This is a genomic window from Paenibacillus sp. FSL H8-0175, from assembly GCF_045040615.1.
In the GTDB taxonomy this organism is placed as follows: Bacteria; Bacillota; Bacilli; order Paenibacillales; family Paenibacillaceae; genus Paenibacillus_AQ; species Paenibacillus_AQ odorifer.
On sequence record NZ_CP150299.1, the window covers coordinates 3,305,464 to 3,323,322 of the forward strand.

18 protein-coding genes are annotated in these 17,859 nt (G+C 41.4%); 14 read left to right on the forward strand and 4 right to left on the reverse strand.

All coding sequences use genetic code 11. The features are described 5' to 3' along the window. The 5 genes from MHH46_RS14815 to MHH46_RS14835 all read left to right on the forward strand — a co-directional run bounded on the left by MHH46_RS14815 (position 1) and on the right by MHH46_RS14835 (position 3,340). Positions 1-690: a hypothetical protein gene (locus MHH46_RS14815; RefSeq protein WP_076194257.1), complete on the forward strand. Its 690-nt coding sequence runs from the start codon at positions 1-3 to the stop codon at positions 688-690. 76 nt (positions 691-766) lie between these two features. Next, entirely contained in the window at positions 767-1,849 is a 1,083-nt protein-coding gene (locus tag MHH46_RS14820) for a CHAP domain-containing protein (RefSeq protein ID WP_256717244.1), read from the forward strand. 19 nt (positions 1,850-1,868) lie between these two features. Beyond that, on the forward strand, positions 1,869-2,051 hold the full coding sequence (locus MHH46_RS14825; RefSeq protein ID WP_076194255.1) for a hypothetical protein: 183 nt from the start codon (positions 1,869-1,871) through the stop codon (positions 2,049-2,051). Between the two features lie 89 nt (positions 2,052-2,140). Further along, the gene (locus MHH46_RS14830; protein ID WP_036678138.1) at positions 2,141-2,539 is read left to right on the forward strand and encodes an Rrf2 family transcriptional regulator; all 399 of its coding nucleotides are present in this window, start codon (positions 2,141-2,143) and stop codon (positions 2,537-2,539) included. A 108-nt stretch (positions 2,540-2,647) separates the two neighbouring features. Continuing rightward, complete coding sequence (locus MHH46_RS14835) at positions 2,648-3,340, forward strand: class I SAM-dependent methyltransferase (protein ID WP_076194252.1); 693 nt, start codon at positions 2,648-2,650, stop codon at positions 3,338-3,340. Between the two features lie 336 nt (positions 3,341-3,676). Here the strand turns inward: MHH46_RS14835 and MHH46_RS14840 are convergent, their stop codons facing one another. Next, entirely contained in the window at positions 3,677-4,585 is a 909-nt protein-coding gene (locus MHH46_RS14840) for an aldo/keto reductase (RefSeq protein WP_076194250.1), read from the reverse strand. A 161-nt stretch (positions 4,586-4,746) separates the two neighbouring features. Between MHH46_RS14840 and msrA the strand changes: the two genes are divergently transcribed. From msrA to MHH46_RS14860, 4 genes are all read left to right on the forward strand, one after another. Further along, positions 4,747-5,259, forward strand: coding sequence for a peptide-methionine (S)-S-oxide reductase MsrA (gene msrA / locus MHH46_RS14845; RefSeq protein ID WP_076194248.1), 513 nt, complete (start codon positions 4,747-4,749; stop codon positions 5,257-5,259). A 169-nt stretch (positions 5,260-5,428) separates the two neighbouring features. Beyond that, on the forward strand, positions 5,429-6,619 hold the full coding sequence (locus MHH46_RS14850; RefSeq protein ID WP_076194245.1) for an ArsR family transcriptional regulator: 1,191 nt from the start codon (positions 5,429-5,431) through the stop codon (positions 6,617-6,619). A gap of 97 nt (positions 6,620-6,716) precedes the next feature. Then, positions 6,717-7,424, forward strand: a complete 708-nt coding sequence (locus MHH46_RS14855) for a response regulator transcription factor (protein WP_179086327.1) — start codon at positions 6,717-6,719, stop codon at positions 7,422-7,424. Beyond that, on the forward strand, positions 7,421-8,818 hold the full coding sequence (locus MHH46_RS14860) for a cell wall metabolism sensor histidine kinase WalK (RefSeq protein ID WP_076194242.1): 1,398 nt from the start codon (positions 7,421-7,423) through the stop codon (positions 8,816-8,818). Before MHH46_RS14855 ends, MHH46_RS14860 begins: the two co-directional genes overlap by 4 nt. Before the next feature lie 60 nt (positions 8,819-8,878). On the opposite strand, the gene MHH46_RS14865 is transcribed toward MHH46_RS14860, so the two are convergent. Then, complete coding sequence (locus MHH46_RS14865) at positions 8,879-9,427, reverse strand: PadR family transcriptional regulator (RefSeq protein ID WP_076185873.1); 549 nt, start codon at positions 9,425-9,427, stop codon at positions 8,879-8,881. 153 nt (positions 9,428-9,580) lie between these two features. On the opposite strand from MHH46_RS14865, the gene MHH46_RS14870 reads away from it, so the two are divergent. Next, positions 9,581-11,029 (forward strand): MDR family MFS transporter, encoded by a 1,449-nt coding sequence (locus MHH46_RS14870; protein ID WP_076194239.1) that lies wholly within the window; start codon positions 9,581-9,583, stop codon positions 11,027-11,029. Between the two features lie 77 nt (positions 11,030-11,106). Here the strand turns inward: MHH46_RS14870 and MHH46_RS14875 are convergent, their stop codons facing one another. Next, the gene (locus tag MHH46_RS14875) at positions 11,107-11,601 is read right to left on the reverse strand and encodes a DUF6803 family protein (protein ID WP_076194236.1); all 495 of its coding nucleotides are present in this window, start codon (positions 11,599-11,601) and stop codon (positions 11,107-11,109) included. A gap of 129 nt (positions 11,602-11,730) precedes the next feature. Here MHH46_RS14875 and MHH46_RS14880 point away from each other — a divergent pair, with 129 nt between their 5' ends. Then, entirely contained in the window at positions 11,731-12,411 is a 681-nt protein-coding gene (locus MHH46_RS14880) for an HAD family hydrolase (RefSeq protein ID WP_076185867.1), read from the forward strand. After that, positions 12,408-13,004, forward strand: coding sequence for a GNAT family N-acetyltransferase (locus MHH46_RS14885; protein ID WP_076194234.1), 597 nt, complete (start codon positions 12,408-12,410; stop codon positions 13,002-13,004). The genes MHH46_RS14880 and MHH46_RS14885 overlap by 4 nt, the downstream gene beginning before the upstream one ends. Positions 13,005-13,692: 688 nt before the next feature. On the opposite strand, the gene MHH46_RS14890 is transcribed toward MHH46_RS14885, so the two are convergent. After that, positions 13,693-14,745, reverse strand: a complete 1,053-nt coding sequence (locus MHH46_RS14890; protein WP_076129368.1) for a 2,3-butanediol dehydrogenase — start codon at positions 14,743-14,745, stop codon at positions 13,693-13,695. 315 nt (positions 14,746-15,060) lie between these two features. On the opposite strand from MHH46_RS14890, the gene MHH46_RS14895 reads away from it, so the two are divergent. Continuing rightward, on the forward strand, positions 15,061-16,083 hold the full coding sequence (locus MHH46_RS14895) for a LacI family DNA-binding transcriptional regulator (RefSeq protein ID WP_076194230.1): 1,023 nt from the start codon (positions 15,061-15,063) through the stop codon (positions 16,081-16,083). A 112-nt stretch (positions 16,084-16,195) separates the two neighbouring features. Then, positions 16,196-17,128: a cysteine synthase A gene (gene cysK, locus MHH46_RS14900; RefSeq protein WP_076129370.1), complete on the forward strand. Its 933-nt coding sequence runs from the start codon at positions 16,196-16,198 to the stop codon at positions 17,126-17,128. Positions 17,129-17,859: the final 731 nt, after the last annotated feature.

A 17,859-nucleotide genomic window follows, 5' to 3' on the forward strand; every position in this document is an offset into this window, starting at 1 on the left:
ATGACCAAGGGTAAAGGTTGGATAGCTGTTTTATTTTTGCTGTTTTCTTTAGTTTTTGTGGGAATCACACATCAGGGGACTATGTTTGGGGATTACCTCTTCAGAACTATTGGAATTCCACCTTGGAGCGAACCTGCGACAAACCATGGTTTACATTACTCAGCAATATTCGGGATCATTTTGTTAATTTTCAGTGGGAATTTAACTATTATGCACTTTAAGCAGCGCTATAAAAAATATGTAGGCAGAACGGTTATTCTTTTTTTTATCATTTTTTATTATTTGTATCCATTTCTAACAGAACGATTGTATTATCTTGTGAATATGAACAATGAAGGAATTGAAGTTGTGGATTTTCTGGAAAAAGATTCGCACTGTATGTATGGTACTCAAGAGGATATGGTGGAAGTTCAATGCACAATCAGGCTAATCAACTATGGCGGGCAAAATGAAACCATTATGATCCGTCCAATCTTTCGAGAGTACGGTAATCCTCAAGGGATATGGTCATTCGCAGAGGTTCAGCCGCAAGAAATCACCTTGTTACCAAGATCTAATATTAGACATCACATTTATTTTGAGAGTAAGCCTGATGCTCGGATCGCTGAATTCGGGGCGGACGGTAATACCGATTATTTTGGTGTGGAGTTCGTCAAGGATGGACAGAAAAAGGTAGTCTTTAGGGAATGAATTGATAAAAATAAATATGTGAGTTATTTGCTTTAATATTATTACAGCTGAGTAGTAACAGAAGGGAAGGTTTCCAGTGACTCAACGACTGATAACAAAAGTGAACCAGCGCCTCGATAGTGTGCGTGTGCTTGTTCAAGAAATGATCATGTCTATAGGTAGCGAACAATGGAAACAGGAAGCGTGTGTTCACCTGTACGGAGTGTCTAGTTTCGCTTCATTGCTTGCCATGAAAAGAGAACAAAATCAGGAATTGGCAGCCATTATAGGACTGCTTCATAATTATTATTTCTTCAAAACCGGAGTCAAGGAATTTCCAGGTCCCAACAGTGCTGATACCGTAAGGCCTTTATTAAGAGACTTGAATATGTTTACCAAAGAAGAGCTGACTCAAATTCTAAAGGCGATCTTCCATCAAGGGGACAGAAATAAAGTTCAGGGTCCCTATGAAGAGATTCTAAAGGATGCTCAAGTTCTACAATTACACTTGCAGAATAGGGGATGTAATGTAACACAACAGGACACGAATAGGCTTCGGAATGTACTTCGTGAAATGACGATTCCAGAGGATTTTTTGGAGGAGTTAGATTACAGTAGCGGGGCTGAAGTTCACCAGCCTACGGATAAACGAGGTAAGTTAGCTACTATTGCTGAAGCATTTGGAAAAGAAAACATTGTTGGAATACCAGGAAACGAACGATATCGAGAAATCTGTAAATATTGGCCTGACCAAGCGATTTATAAAGTATTACAAAACAATTGGTGCGCAGCATTTGTATATTACTGCTGTATGCAAGCTGGATTTCTGCTGCCGATTCGATATCCGAATGCTGATTTTCGATTAGCTGGCGTAGGGGCTTGGTTAGAGTGGGCGCAACTACCTGAGACCGCATTTTTTTATTTTGACGGGCAAGAGGGGTTTACTCCTCAGCGTGGTGATATTGTGATTTATGAAAAATTGCTAACTAATGACCCTCACGATCATACAGGTATTGTTTTAGCATGCGATGACAAGGAGATCTTAGTTGCTGAAGGAAATAGGGATAATCAGAATTATTCCAGTGTTTTCTACAGAGATCGCTGGCATTGCGTATATGGCTATATCCGTATCGCTAATGACTATGAATTTGAGTTTAATGGTGAGTATACTCCAATTTAGTTGAGGGGAGTTCATTCGGATGATCACAGTTAAGAATATTATGGCTGAGTATTTATTAATGTCTAACCCTAATTTTGAATTATTTTCAGAACAAGCTCTGGAAAAAAATACGCTGCAACAGCAAAAACATCTATATAAAACTCCGGTTTTTATCGTTACTTTTGAAGCAAAAAATGAGCCAGCTTGGGACAAAGATTCTTGAGCTTCTTCTCTTTTAAAAAGCGAACATACTTGCCTTTTAGCAATGTTAGAGTTATCATAGATTTCTAAAGTCGTTAATGGAGGTGCTGAATGAAATATTCCCAAGCGACAGATTATGCACTTCATGCAATGCTCTATATGGTGACGGTGGCGTCTGATAAGCCGGTGGGTGTTCAATTGCTTGCTGAGAAGTTAGGTGTTTCCCAAACCTATCTGTCCAAAATGATGACTAAGCTAGTGAAGGCTGGATTGATTCAATCTGCACCTGGTGCTAATGGTGGTTATCGTCTCAGACGCAAGTCGGAAGAAATCTCTTTTTTGGATATTATCCATGCAATCGAAGGAACGGCTTCCTTTTTTGAATGCAGTCTAGATCACGGAAGTGAATGTCTGATTCAACAGGTTGTGATTGACGCTGAGCGACAGATGGAGCAGTACTTAGAGAACACGAAAATTGCAGATTTGGCAAAAACGATGAAGACGGAGTAAAGATCCGTTCTTTTTTCGGGGTTATTAGAGACAATATAAATCCGCAATGACTTTAATGTGGGTTTTGATACTAAAATGTGAAGTTTAAAACAATGGAGGATGATTACAATGACTGAAGAGCAAAAATTAAATGCCAAGAGGGCAACCTATGAAAAAACCACTCATATTTCGATTCCCTCTTATGATTCATTATTTTCGATGATCCAATCTTATTTTCGCTTCGAGTTAGGTGACATCCCTGTATCTATGCTCGTGGTCGGTGCGGGGGGAGGAAATGAATTTTCGGCATGGGGGCCATCTAACCCAAACTGGACATTTACTGGAGTGGATCCTTCGGAAGATATGCTAAAGATTGCGAGATTAAAGATAGATGAACTGGGCCTAGAGAGCCGTGTCAGTCTGATTCCTGGGACAATCGATGATCTTCCTCAGCAGGACTCAAAGTTCGATGTGGCAAGTTGTATTTTGGTCCTTCATTTCATCCATGATGTTCAAGAAAAATTGAAATTGCTTCGCTCCATAAAGGATAATCTGAAACCGGGTGCTCCATTTGTTCTCGTAAGTGCATATGGAGATTTGGATGATCCTGAACTCCACGACAGAATAAACGTATGGAAAAGCTTTTGGGTTGCAGGGTATGAATCTCCCGAAGCGTTTGATAATGTAAGTAGCAATATTACAAAAATTTCTTTCCTTCCTGAAAAACAAATTGAAGAGTTATTGAAAGAATCAGGCTTCACAAGAATCACTCGATTTTATTCTACTGGAATTATGGCAGGCTGGATGTGTCACGCGGAGTGACTTGAATACTTTCGGACCCAGATGACGTTATTTGTATATATTTTGGCGTTGGAGCATGATTTCGGACTCCAGTGCTGCTATTCCTTAAATAGAGGGTGATATATGGTGATTATCATGCTCATAGCGGCTATGGAGTCCGCGAGCACCCTTAATATAGGAAAAAGTAGCGTATAAGGTCAACTGTGTCCTATAGTGCGATTCATAAGTGTGATTAGTACTTAATTAAACCAAGTTTAAGGATTAGATCAGCGATCAGGTAGCTTCAAAAAGGAGGGGGTGCCCAACAGCCATTGTATGGCTATGGACACCTCATTGTTTTTAACGAAAGTGACTAATCTATACATGAAGCTTGTAACGATTTGCTTTGCTTATCCGCTGAATGTCTGCAAGTTCCTCCGAAGTGAGTGGAGCTACATCAGCAGCCATTACATTGCTTTTTAATTGCTCCAGACTGCTTGCCCCAGGAATAATAACGGCTACAGATGGATTAGCTAGTGGATAATGAAGCGCTGTTTGTGCAAGATTGCGAGAGTCACTAGTTTCCTGCGAAAGCTGATCATGCAAATTCAGAAGTTCCTCACTACTGTAATCTAAGTAATTCTTCTCGGCTTTGCTGCGACCACGCTCTGATAGAATGCCCCCTGCTAAAGGCCCGCGTGCGATCATGCTAATTCCATGCTTAGCTAGCAGAGGAAGGATTTCTTCCTCAGGACGTCGATCTAAAATGCTATATTGGCTCATAACACTTACGATATTTGATTTTTTCACATATTCTCTAATTACATTAGGACGAATAGAAGAGATCCCATAATAGCGGATAAGACCCTCTTGCTTAAGTTCTTCAAAAGCTTCAATCGTTTCGTCAATTGGATCTTCAATAGTGCCGCCATGCAGCTGGTATAGATCGATGTAATCGGTTTGCAGCCGTTTAAGACTATCTTTGACTGCATTTTTAATATAGGCTTTTGAAGGGTCCCAGCTCCAGCCTTCTAAGCCGGGAATTCTGCGGTTGCCAACTTTTGTGGTCAGGATTACATCCTGTCGACGTTGACGAATGGCTTTGCCAATAATTTCTTCATTACGGCCCTCATCATAAAGATCTGCTGTATCAACAAAATTGATTCCTTGATCGAGTGCTTCATGAACAATGGAAATGGCTTTCGCCTCATCCGTACCCAAAGACATACAGCCAAGTCCTATCTCACTAACATACAAATCAGATTGTCCTAAACGATTTTTTCTCATAGCGCATTCCTTTCTACTTCTGTTGTTGTTATATTATAACGTTTTGGAGAATTGAATTCTAATGGTGCTTCGGACTTCCATTGACTTTATGATCTTTTGGCTTTATCGTCATAGCATATATTATTTATTAGATGAAGATAGATAGGGAGAGATTGGATCATATGGAACAAGCGATGTTTGCAGGCGGATGTTTTTGGTGCATGGTGACACCGTTTGAGGAATTACCAGGCATTCAAGGAATTGTATCGGGATATGCGGGAGGGTTAACTGAGAATCCAACCTACGAAGAAGTCAAAACCGGAACAACGGGGCATTACGAGGTTGTGCAGATTACGTTTGATCCAGCGCTTTTTTCATACGAGAAGCTGCTTGAATTATATTGGCCTCAGATTGACCCTACCGATGATGGTGGGCAATTCCAGGATCGAGGAACTCAGTACCGGACAGCGATCTTCTATTATAATGAAGAACAGCGTTTAGCAGCTCTTGCCTCGAAGGAACAGGTTGCGGTCAGCGGCAGATTCTCCGGTCCAGTCGTTACGGAAATTCTTCCGGCGCCAACTTTTTATCGTGCAGAAGAGTATCATCAGGATTATCATCATAAGAATCCCAAGCACTACAAAGAAGATCGGGAGCAATCCGGTCGGGATACTTTTATCGCTAAACACTGGTAAGTGTTGAAAAAACTTTAAACCAAGAGCATCCTGAGTCATTCATGGCTTACGGGATGCTCTTTTTGCATTATATACAAATTTTATTTATTTTAAATTCTACATACTTTCCACACATTTGTAGACTAAACTACTCTAAATCAAGCGAGAACATCACACAGGAGGGTTTAGGATGAAAAAAATCATACCATTTGTTGCCGTTAGTTTGCTTTTGAGTACAGTGTTAACAAGCTGCCAATCAGGCAATAATGTTCCATCTAAGGTTAATTCGCAAGCTAGTTCTGCAACGGTGGAGCAACCATGGATAGCTACGAAGAATACTACTCGTATTAACACTTCAGATCCGATTCAAGCCGCAGTGTTAGTTTCTCAGACTTTATGGACTGCGCAAACAAAGAATAATAGACCTTCAAGTGTAGTTTTGACGGATGTGAGTAATTGGCAGATCGCCGCAGTTAGTGCAGATTTGATTCATCATCCCAGTAATGGGCCTGTACTGTATACCACAAAAGAAGGGGTTCCTGAGGTTACTCTTGCTGAACTTAAGCGACTGAATCCAATAGGTGCTGAAGGCAATAAAGGGGTTCAGGTAGTGCTTGTTGGGCCTATGGCATCCAATGTCGAACAACAATTTAAGGCCATTGATTTAAAAGTAGACCGGATAGAAGGGGATGAGCCAGCGGCAGTGGCTCAGGCTATAGATACTTATTACGCCAAAGCAGCGGGTGAACTTCCAAAGTCGGTCATTATTGGTTCTATGGATAGCCCTGAGTACACGTTGCCAGCAGTGAATTGGATCGCACATATGCCTGAACCTCTTCTCTTTGTAACCAAAGACGAAATTCCTAACTCAACGGTCGAGGCTTTAAAAGAACGTGGAGGTAGCGCAACCATTTATATTCTAGGACCAGAAGACATTGTCTCAGCAGATGTAGAAAAGCAATTAAAAGAATACGGAACAGTTACCCGTATAGCAGGAGAAGATGTTTTTAAGAACGCTATAGCTTTTGCAAGTTTTAAGGATGCTAATAACGGATTCGGCTGGGGAATCACTACACCCGGTCATAACCTGTCTTTGTTAACCACGGATTCTACGATGCTCGCTATCGCCGCTGCGCCTTTTTCCCATTTGGGGAAACATGCGCCGCTTATTTTTACGGAAAAAGACGGGCTGCCAGATTCAGTAATGGAGTATATGATGGAGCTTCAGCCTAAATTTCAAGATTCACCAGCAGAAGGTCCTTACAATCATGCTTGGATAACTGGGGATAACCTTACAATAAATGAGCGAGCACAAAGTGAAATCGATGACATGCTAGAAATCTCACCTGCTGCAGGAGGCAATCTGCATTCCGGCCACTAACCATAATCACAGGCTGGCATCATTTAGGGATGATGTCGGCTTGTTCTGTGTTTTTTTGTATAATGAGAAGAACTAGGTCATAAAGAGGGTGAACGGCTTGAATAAGCTACAGATACTGATCGTAGATGATGAATGGAACATGCGGAATTTATTGCGGATTTATTTAAGTAAAGAAGGGATGTCTACAAAAGAGGCGTCAACGGGTCATGAGGCACTTCAACTGTTGAAACAACACAGCTTTGACCTAATCTTGCTGGATGTGATGATGCCGGATATGGATGGCTGGCAGGTCTGCAAGCTGGTGAGGGAGACAAGCTCTATCCCAATTCTAATGCTAACCGCACGTTCTGAAACCAAGGATAAGGTACGTGGTCTCGGTATAGGTGCAGATGATTATCTTACTAAACCGTTTGAGCCGGAAGAATTAGTGGCTAGGATTTATTCTCTGCTGCGGCGTTCAACACTTACTTTTGTTCAACAACCTCAGGAAAAGGTGCTCACATACCCTAATTTTAAAATATACCCAGAAGCTAGGGAGGTACATATTCAGGATACATCCATTGAATTCACACTCAAGGAGTTTGATCTACTGGCCACTTTGGCGCAAAATACTACCCGGGTTTTTACGAGAGAAGAACTGGTGGAGCGATTATGGGGGAATAATTATGAGGGGGAGAATCGTGTTATTGACACCCATATTAAGAATATCCGCGAGAAACTACATAAAGCAGGGCTAGCCTATAATCCGGTTCAGACGGTGTGGGGATTAGGTTATAAATTTCATGCTCCCGGTAATCAGGTATGAAAAATAACATCATCGGACTTAAGCTTGGTTTTGTTATTATGTCTGTTTTTGTAGTTGTTTTGCTTGTCCTTGGAGTTACTATAGAGCGGATGTTTACAAACTTTTATTACAACGAGATGCAAAAAGAGACGGAGGAACTCACCTCACATTTTATTGGAATGGCGGAATCGCAGGATAGTTCAAACGAGCAGATGATGAGTACCTTTGCAGAATTTTCGGATGTCAGTATCTTTAATATCTCAAAGGATGGCAATGTGATACTCCACTCGGGTGTACATGATCGTTTGGATCGTTCATTCATCCATGCTTCGGATGTTAGTAGGATTTTCGCTGGGAAAAGTGTTGATTTTGAGTATAAAGATCCTGCTGGATATTCTTATTTTATCATTGGAAAACCAATAATGGAGGGGGATACAACTCAGTCTGCACTTTATGTAATGTCCTCTACAGAGAGTATGAAGCAATCTTTGGCTTCCATCCGGAACCTCCTGCTGATTGCAGGAATGGGGGCTTTTATATTGGCTTTAGGGATCACTGGTGTGATCGCCATGATTTTGTCTAGACCTCTGATCAAGATGCAAAAGGCAACCCGGAAAATCGCGGCTGGCGAGCTGGAAACGAGACTTTCTATACGTAGTACCGATGAGATTGGTTTTTTGGCTGCGGCCATAAATGATCTGGCTGTCGATCTGCAACGATACAGGGATACAAGGCAGGAATTTCTGGCAAATATCTCACATGAGCTGAGAACGCCCATTACATATTTGGAGGGGTACACCAAGGTTATAAAAGATGGGCTTTACGAGACCGAGGGGGAAAGGGATCTATACTTGGATATCATTCATCAGGAAGCACATCGGCTCCAGCATCTGGTGGATGATTTATTTGAACTGGCAAAGATGGAGGAAGGAAAGGTTACACTTACCCAAGAGTGGATCGATCTCAGTCAGCTAACGGAACAAGCCGTGCGCAGAGTTGAACTGAAAGCAAAAGAGAAGGGGTTACAGCTGAAGCTTCAGCTTAGCGGAGATGCGTATATGATCCGTGGAGATCAAAAACGTATGGAACAGATTATAATGAACCTTCTGGAAAATGCAATTCGTTATACGGATGAAGGCGAGATTATTGTTCATGTGGAATTTGCAGCGGATGCTGCAACTCTAATAGTTGAAGATACAGGAATAGGTATTCCTGAGGAAGAGCTTCCCTATATCTTCGAACGTTTCTACCGGGTAGAGAAATCACGTTCAAGACAATACGGAGGTTCAGGTCTGGGACTTTCCATTGTTAAAAAGCTGGTGGAATTGCATGGAGGCAAGATTCGAATGATGAGTCAGCCTGGAGCGGGTACTCGTTGCGAGGTGCAACTATTGAATTTATCTAAATCCGAATAAATGTAAGTAAAAAGAGACTTCCGATACAAAATGAGGTCTCTTTTTTGCTTGTTTATAATGTTATTGATTCGACTCAAGCTCTTCAAGTGCCCATTCGCAGAATTGTATAGAGCTCTCCATATCAAGCACACGTTTGCGGATCAGTAAATAACGTCCAAAAGTGGTGGCTTTTAACTCACGAGTCTCACCGCGTTCATCACGCAAGACTTCGTTTGCTTTGAGCAAAACCTTGTATCGCTCCAGCTCACTTTTACAAAACTCTGCACGTTTTAGCAATAGGTCCTTGGCTTCTTTCGGGTTGGATAGCCATAAGCTATACAGCTTAAAATGCAGCTCATCCCGCAGCACCGGAGGCTCTGCAGTAGTTTCCACCCATTGCCGCAATTGTTCCAGTCCTGCTTTCGTAATGGAGTATTCTTTTTTATCCGGTTTATCGGTCTGTTCAATGAGCTTAAAGGTGATATAACCTTGCTGCTCCATGCTCATTAATAGAGGGTAGATTTGACTATGTCCAGCACGCCAGAGCGGCTTGATATTCTGAGTTAATTCATATCCAGACAATGAGTTAGCGCTAAGTAAAGCTAGAAGTCCATAAGACAGTGTATTCATTACTATAAAGCCCTCCAGTTATTATAAATCCGTTTTCATTGAATTTTTCGGGGATATGTCATCATTGACATATTGATCATACGATTATAACATTATTCAAGTCACCTTATATATGTAAAAGTAGACATATAAAAAATAATGAGGAGGGGAAGCATGGAAGAAAATCAAGCAAGCAAAATACATTTTTGGCCGATCATGATTGCCATATTCTTCGGAAATTTCGTCTCTGTCTTAAGTACAACGACGATCAACATTGCTGTTCCTCTTTTAATGGATCATTTCAATACGAGTCTGAACACCATGCAATGGATGGTCACCGGTTTTATGCTGGCGACAGGAGTAACCGCACCACTCGCCGGATATCTCGGAGGAAGATTCAGCTATAAAAGGCTTTATCTTTTCGCCTTGATGGGATTCACCATGTTCTCTTTGCTTTGTGCTTTGGCATGGAATCCAACATCATTAATTGTATTTCGGATGCTTCAGGGTTCGTGCAGCGGTCTCATCATGGCTTGTACGATGACCATCATATTTCAAGTAATACCGGGAGAACGCAGACCTTTTGCAGTAAGCCTCTGGTCGTTATCCGCGATGGTCGCGCCAGCCATAGGACCAACGTTTAGCGGGTGGCTGCTCCAATATGCCAGCTGGCATTGGTTATTCTTAATTAACATCCCTATTGGAATCATAGCTGTTATTCTAACCCTAACGTTAATTCCATATTATCGAATGAATATTCCGAAGTCATTTGATATTCCTGGTTTCCTTACCGTTGTCCTCGGTAGTTTATCATTATTAACTGCATTTAGCCAAGGCAATAGCTGGGGATGGACTTCGTGGAAAACCTTATCGTTAATCCTTTTGGGAGTTGTGTTGTTAGTTTTGTTTGTTTTGCGCGAGCTGAAGGCGGAGGTACCTCTGCTGAATTTGCGTGTATTCCGTAATCGCCGTTTTACCGCCATGCTTAGTATCTATAGTTTAGTTACGATTGCGATGTATGCCGGAACCTATTTAACCCCTTTGTTCTTACAAACGGTAGAAGGGGCTACAACGCTTAAAACAGGGCTGATTTTATTGCCGTCCTCGATCCTCCTTGCCTTGCTGAGTCCAATCGTAGGTAAGCTGTATCCAAAGTTCGGACCTGTGAAGTTGATTTCTGCGGGTATTTTATTTATATTCATCGGTTTATTCATGCTTAGTCGGCTGCAAACGAACATATCTTATAGCTTTATTATGTGGGCGATGGTCGTTCGTAATCTCGGCATTGGACTAGCCAATGTTCCAAGCAGTACAGCCTCAATGGAGGAAATTCCTGTCGAATGGTCTGGGCATGCTACGTCGATCAACAACTGGGTTCGCAATGTGTTAAGCTCACTTGGGATTGCAGTATTCACCTCCCTGCTGTCGAGTAGATCCTTACTCCACTCTAAAGAGTTGATCAGCTCCGGTGCAAGTAATACAGATTCGATACGTTTGCTATCGTTCACGATGGGTGTGAATGATGTTTTTGTGGTAGGTTCCATTATTGTGTTGTTTGGATTTCCACTGATGTTTTTATTACGCAAGAAGCGTACAGTGGTAACTGTACAAAACGCAGGATAACCGGTACGATACAAAAAGCAGATCAAGGTTTTATCCTTGATCTGCTTTTTGTCTTAGATTACGTTTGTTAATAAACTTTAATGCATCATATCGCCCATTCCACCCATACTCCCTACAATTTCCGGATTAATCATCCCAAATATCATCGCGATATGCGCCACGACCAAGAATCCACTAATAAGCAGAAAATGCAGCTTCATCTTATGCTCTTCCGATCGTTTACGGGCAATCAGACCAAGATCTAACATAGCCAGTGGCAATAAGAAGAGTACTCCGCTTAAATAGAAGCCCACGGCTACGATATCAACCCATGTGTGCCATTCCCCATTCACAGACAAAGGAATAAACGCAGTTGGGAACAAGTAGAGAAATACACCTGTGAAATATATCCCTGCGAGTATGCTGCAGACTTTGTTGAAGGATCGTAGTGGGCCTGTTAGATTCTTGGTGAACAAAATAATAAACTCTGTAATGGTAATCGTCTCAGCAAAAATCACGGGGATGGCCATGAATATAATCAAATTCCAAGGCTGGTTGTCCGCTAGCAAAGACATGTAATGCGTCATGTTCATAAGATACTCCTCCGATAATATGTAATAGCTTCAGTTACTTATCGTATTCGAGAAGTATGTGGAAAGTATGTGGAAACGAAGGTATGATAAATATATGCAATAATAACAGTCGAGGGGAGCAAGACAACCGTGGGAAGAGGATTACAAAACATTTTATTTGATTTAGATGGTACTTTAACAGACCCCAAAGAAGGCATCACCAAAAGCGTAGAATACGCTTTGAACAAATTTGATATACAGATCGAGCATTTGGATGAGCTTCTTCCTTACATAGGTCCTCCGTTATATGATTCATTTATCGAGCTGCACCATTTCACTGAGGAACAAGCGCTTCAAGCGGTTGCTTTTTACCGGGAGCGTTACAGTGCCACGGGATTATTTGAGAATATGGTGATTGAAGGTATACCCCAATTGCTGGAGGGACTTAAAACGAATGGATACTCATTGTATGTAGCAACCTCCAAACCGACTGTTTTTGCAGCACAGATTCTTGAGCATTATAAGCTCGATCATTATTTCAAACATATCGGAGGAAGTAATCTGGACGGTACCCGTTCTAAGAAGCAAGAGGTTATTCAGTACGTGCTTGATGAGAATGACATACATCCAGAGGAAGCGGTAATGATAGGAGATCGTAAGCATGATATCATCGGTGCTATTGGCTGTGGTGTCGAATCTATTGGAGTGACTTTTGGTTATGGTCCCAAGGAAGAGCTTGAACAAGCCGGAGCAGACCATATCGCCTTTCGTGTGGAAGAAATTGCAGATATCATTCAGCATATTTCATTGAGAGAACGGTGCACCAAATGAGTGTTATGAATACTGAAATACTTGACGGGAAATCGATTAAGCTGGTTCCAATAGATGAAAGTCATGCAGAAGGATTGGCGAGAGTGTTAAGAAATCCAGACATCTGGGAATTTACCTGGCGAAAAATAACGTCGGACGAGCAGGTGCAAGGATTAATCTCAACAGCTTTAGCGAATCAAAAGAACGGTTCACAAATTACCTTTACTATCATTGATAAAGCAACGGAGCGAATTATCGGAACCACTCGTATTATGCATCCGGATTTGGTTCATCGTAACGCTGAAATTGGATGTACCTGGATCTCACCAGACTATTGGAGAACTAGTGTGAACACAGAAGGCAAGTCGCTGCTCCTACACTATTGTTTTGAAGAACTAAAGCTGATCCGCGTAGAATTTACAGTGGTCGCGAACAACTTGAGGTCACAAAAAGCAGTAGAACGAATAGGGGCGGTTAAAGAAGGGGTTCTGCGCAAGCATAGAATCAAGTCTGACGGATCGATTCATGATAATGTGGTCTTTAGCATATTGGATACCGAATGGCCTGCTGTAAAAGAGAATATGCATTATTTGATAAATGATAAATACGCATAAGTATAAATGAAGCAAACAAACGGGCTAGGGGCTGTTCCATAGGGAGCTACACTTCATCTATAATTGATGAATCAGAGTGGAGACGGAAGCAATTTGTTAAAGCAGAGTGAGCGTTTAATTGTATTTTGTACAACTATAATTCCTTAATTGGTCGGGGTATAGATATAACTGTATTTAGTACATCTATATTCCTCATTTAATTTCTTATAGGTGGATTTTCAGGGTTTTAATTGTACAGAATACAATTAAAACAAGAATAGTTACTTTTGCACACGGAATAAGTGTACAGAATACAGTTATTTCACATTTACCCTATATCACTCTCCATTATCTCATTCGAATCCTTTAAATTAGGTGCTAGAAGTATAACAAGAGGGGATGCACCGGAAGCTACGTTCTGTCTGAAAGGATTTCTTCAAGGCATCAGACTTGCAACTCCTGCTTAGTGAGGATGAATATACTTGGTGGATCAGCGGATGATTAAGCGAGTTAAGCCAGAGCGTATAAGGATTTGCCCATAAATTTGCTTAAACACCCCCCCACAGATCAAAAACACCAGGCAGTGATACTCCAATCCCGGAGAATCGCTGCCTGGTTGTTTTTTAATAACAGAAACCGCTACAAATTCTAGAAAGAGCTGCTTGGAGCAGCGCCTTCTTTTATGATTCAGCCAATAGGCTGCTTATGGTTATTGTTTAGGACTTACAAGGATTTTCACTTGATTTTTTTCTTTCAAAAGAGCCTCAAACCCGTGATCAATCACTTCATTCAGTTTAATTCTCTTAGTAACAAGTTTTTCAGCAGGGAAGTACCCTTGTTCCATCAAGCTAATTACAGCTGGGAAAACATCACGGTAACCAATGATACCAGTTAAGTTGCGTTCTTTAAGTACGATATTGTTTGGAGTAATCGTAGCATCTTTTTCGAAAATACTAACGATCATGATTTGTCCACTCAATTTAGTGGAATTAATGGCTTGGGTTAGAACGGGAGGTACACCTGTCACTTCAAACGCAACATCTACGCCACCATCGGTACGTTTTTGAATTTCTTCGACCACATCATATTGTTTAGGATCGATTACAATACCACCAAGCTCTTCAGCTTTACTCTTACGTTCCTCGGAAAGTTCTACCACATAGATTTCAGCTGCGCCGGATGCTTTCAAAGCTTCAATGACCAGCAAACCGATTGGGCCAGCACCGAATACTACAGCTTTATCTCCAACCTTCAGTTGACTGGAACGAACAGCGTGTAGAGCAACGGCAGAAGGTTCCACGAGAGCACCTTGTTCATAGGATAAGCTGTCTGGAATTTTGTGCACCATATGTTGGTCTGCTGCGACGTATTCTGAGAATCCACCGCCACCACCAGCCAAACCTAGGAAGCCCATTTTTTCACAAAGATTATATTTACCTTGTCGACAAGCCACACATTCACCACATGCAAAAACAGGCTCGACGACGACGCGATCACCAACATTAAACTTGCTAACGCCTTGACCTACTTCTACGATTTGTCCAGAGAATTCATGTCCCATTACGACTGGAGCTTTTTCACCAGTAAGGGGATGATCTGTTCCTTGGGGAATGAAAATAGGACCTGCTACATATTCGTGAAGATCGCTGCCACAAATTCCGCACCATTCGATTTTGATTTTCACTTTTCCTTCAAGGGCTGCTGGTTCTTCAATCGTTTCTAACCGTAGATCTTTGACGTTATGCCATCTTAATGCTTGCATATCATTCATCTCCTAGATTAATAATTGATAATAAATAGTGTTTTATTTCTGGAAAAGAGGAAACGTTTCCGAGAACAAATATGTCACATAATTTTCATATTGTCAAATTTAAATAATGAAAATATTAATATTGAAAATTAGTGAAATATTTCACTAAAACAGAGTTATATCAAGCCTTTAGGCTCACATTAGTCGTTGAGATAAGTATTCTTCTATGTACTATTATGTTATAATCTATACATTGGAATTTTGATTTTAGATGAGTGGAATAGAGATAAATACGAAAACGATTCCGGAAATAAGGGGACTATCAGAGTGGCTAATAAAAACAAAGTAACCATAGAGGATGTAGCGAAACGGGCGGGGGTAGGTATTGCTACTGTCTCAAGAGCCATTAATAATTCAGAGGGAATTAGTTCCAAGACCAAGGCGCTGGTACTGCAAGTGATTGAGGAGATGGGTTTCACTCCAAATACCTCTGCGCAAAGCCTCAAAATCCGCCAAACGAAGCAGATTGCTCTGGCCGTTCCTGACATTCGCAACGCAATTATTCCGGATATCGCCTGGTCCGTAGAACAAGCCGCCAAACAACATAGCTATCGGGTAATCCAGATTAATACTTCTGGCAACCCGCGGACTGAGCTCGAAACAATCCGTGAGGTCAAAAAATTACATGTAGATGGACTCATTATCATGCCTCTTGCTTATCCAAAGACCATGGTAGAGTTAATTAATAAATCGAGTGTTCCGGTCTCTATCATTAACTACGGGAAAAGAATCACAGAAAATGTGAAAGCTGACATCGTTAGTTTGTCACGTTTTGAAGGACAATTAGTGATGGAGCATTTAATCAATATCGGTCGTACTAGGATTGCATATGCAGGGGCACAAAAAGATCTTATTGAAGATCGTTATCTTGCTTATCAGCAAGCTTTAAATCAAGTGGATATTTCGCTTGTTTATTTTGGAGAAGACTTTTCCTTGCAAACTGGACTACAAGCCGCTGACTATTTCTACAGCCTGACGCATATGCCAGACGCTATTTATGCAGTGAATGACATGGTGGCCATAGGTATTGTGAATCGGTTTAAAGAATTAGGCGTTCGTGTTCCAGAAGATGTGGCGGTGGTTGGGGTAGATAATAACGCATGGACAACTATCACAACGCCTCAGATTAGTTCAGTTTCCATCATGGGGAATGAAGTGGCACGATTAGCCACACAGCTTCTTTTGCAACGTATTCAGGATAATATTACCGGGGAGTATCAAAGGGTGCAGCTTGATCCGCGATTAATCGTGCGAGAGTCAAGTGTTTCGGTTAGACGTAGTACGAATTAAAGACCTTAAGTTTGCGACTACTAAGAATGAATAGGTTGTAAATCCTTTAAATCCTGCTAGACTTAATACAGAGTAATTTGATTGGAAATTAAGAAATGAGGTGCGGATCATTATGGCTAATATTTATAAGAGCTTAACCGATCTGATCGGAAATACACCGTTATTAGAGATTTCAAAGTATAGTAAAACCCAAAACGTAGAAGCAAGGGTTCTTGCCAAGCTGGAATCTTTTAATCCTGCAGGTAGTGTTAAAGATCGTATTGGATATGCAATGATCAAAGATGCGGAAGAGAGAGGTCTCATTAATAAAGATTCTGTCATTATTGAGCCTACTAGTGGAAACACTGGGATAGGACTTGCTTTTGCAGCTGCTAGCTTAGGGTATTCACTGATCATCGTCCTACCAGATACATTTAGTATTGAACGCCGTAAATTAATGCTGGCATTAGGTGCTGAGCTTGTGTTAACACCGGGAACTGAAGGAATGAGCGGAGCTGTAAGAAAGGCAGAACAATTAGCTGCGGAAATTCCAAATTCATTTATTCCTCAGCAATTCAGCAATCCTGCGAACCCGGAAATACACAGAACGACTACAGCAGAGGAGATTTGGCGGGATACCGATGGAGATGTTGATATTTTCATAGCGGGTGTTGGTTCTGGAGGCACTATCTCGGGTGTTGGGAAAGCGTTGAAAGAAAAGAACCCCGCAGTCCAAATAGTCGCCATCGAGCCGTTTGACTCTCCTGTTTTATCAGGAGGCCGTCCTAAGGGACATGGGATTCAGGGCATTGGAGCAAACTTTATTCCGGAGAATTACGATAATGAAGTGGTGGATGAGATTTTTCAGGTGAAAAATGATGATGCCTATAGCGTATCACGTGCACTTGCGAGAACAGAAGGATTGTTGGTGGGTATCTCCTCCGGAGCAGCTGTTTACGCAGCTACACAAATCGCTAAGCGTCCTGAGAATAAGGACAAGACCATCGTGGTGATTCTGCCGGATACCGGTGAACGTTACTTAACCACTACGCTGTTTGATTTTTAACGGAACATGAGCGCTAGATCCAACTAATCGGCTTTAAAAAGCAAGTAAAAGGTTCAGCTATAGGCTGAGCCTTTTTGTTGTTGGAGTATTGGCTGTATATCTCCAGATAACGGGTACCTCAAGTAACTTAGTAGTTTAAGGGGGATCCCAATCTCTCATTATTACACGTAACTAAGAAGTTCAAGGGGGATTCCAAACCTCCAATGTACCTCAAGTAACTAAGAAGTTTAAGAAGGATCCAAAACTCCCATTATTTCAAGTAACTAAGAGAGTTCAGTGTGTTACGGACCGTATTGCAGCTATTTCGCCATTTAATCTCATTTTGCTGCGTTATCGGACTGTATAGCACTTATTGGCCAACATTTGTGGATAAACAGTGTGGTTTTGAGTAAATAGCTGCAACTGAGTTCGATAGCCTGCCGCAAACGCTCAAATAAACAGAATAACGTCTCCTGAGTCCGATGAATCGGCGAAAAGTGTGTTATCCAGCAGGGGATTCCAAAACTCTAATGTACCTCAAGTAACTAAGAAGTTTAAGAAGGATCCAAAACTCCCATTATTTCAAGTAGCTAAGAGAGTTCAGTGTGTTACGGACCGTATTGCAGCTATTTCAGCATTTCAGCTCATTTTGCTGCGTTATCGGACTGTATAGCACTTATTGGCCAACATTTGTGGATAAACAGTGTGGTTTTGAGTAAATACCTGCAACTGAGTCCGATAGCCTGCCGCAA